We start from the raw sequence: 1,047 nt of genomic DNA on the forward strand, positions 1-1,047 counted from the left end.
GCCTGGAACCGTTCACCGGCCGGGAGCCCACCACACCGGCGGCCGTCAGCCACCCCTTGATCCGGGCCACACGACGAGCCCACTCCCCCGACCCGACTACCTTTGTCTTCTCGTAGCGCCGGGCATCGACAGGCCGGCTCTCCGCCTTGTCACGCCGAGCCGAAGCCACGATGCTCTGCATCTCCTGGGCGGTGGCGCCCCTGCGCATGCGCCCTCCAGGACCAGCGAGCCCCATCCACTCCAACACGCCAACTCCGAACATCTCCCTCTCGCTCTGCCCGGCCACCCCCTCCATACCGGAGATATCGGCCGTACGACCAAGGGCGAGTTGGGACAGCGCGTGCGTCACCACCTCATCGGCGAACCGGTCGAGCCCGGGCGTGACCTCCGGGCCCGGAACCACCGGCCCGGGCGTGACCTCCAGGCCGGCGACGGAGTCCCATAGGCCCTCTTCTCCGCTCAGCCAGCCGGCGACCAAGAACTTCTGATGCTCCGTCACCCCGATCGTCGCATCCACCGCGAAAACCGACCTCGCGATGCCCTCCACGTCGGGCACCTCACCCCGGCCCTCGGCCTGCCGGCCCAGCTCCACCACCTCATCCTTCATCCTCTGACGGGAACCGTCCGCCAGAGGATGAAGAAGCATGGCACCGGTGACCCAACCCAGAATCCGCCACGACCCTGCGGACTGGGACTTGGCACCCAGCACGGTGCCCGCTACGTGCCACAGAGCAAGCGGCTCGCTGGCTTTCAGCTTGCCGGCAACCAGGCCGACCGCCCTCCTCATCTGGTCATAGGTGGCACCCTTACGCATCGAATGGGGCGAGAGCACTCCCGTCGCCTCCAGGACACCTACAACGAAGCGGGATTGGCCCGACTTGTGCTCAATGCGGAGGCTCTTCAAGATCTCAGCCAATACGAGGGGGACGCCGGCCCGCCGGTCGTGCACCGCCCTGGCCAAGATGTAGTCCGCCCACTGCCCCACCGGAGAGCCTTCGGCCACCGCCAGCGCGAAAGAGAGATGCGGGTCCGCGACGTTCGGTGGCA

At 67.8% G+C, this 1,047-nt stretch carries 1 protein-coding gene; it reads right to left on the reverse strand.

Features of this window, described 5'->3' with window-relative positions; genetic code table 11:
- The coding region (locus tag ACFUJR_RS39390; protein WP_383451330.1) for a hypothetical protein at positions 1-1,047 on the reverse strand (1,047 nt) is incomplete at both ends.

The organism is Streptomyces sp. NPDC057271, from assembly GCF_042668715.1.
Lineage (GTDB): Bacteria > Actinomycetota > Actinomycetes > Streptomycetales > Streptomycetaceae > Streptomyces.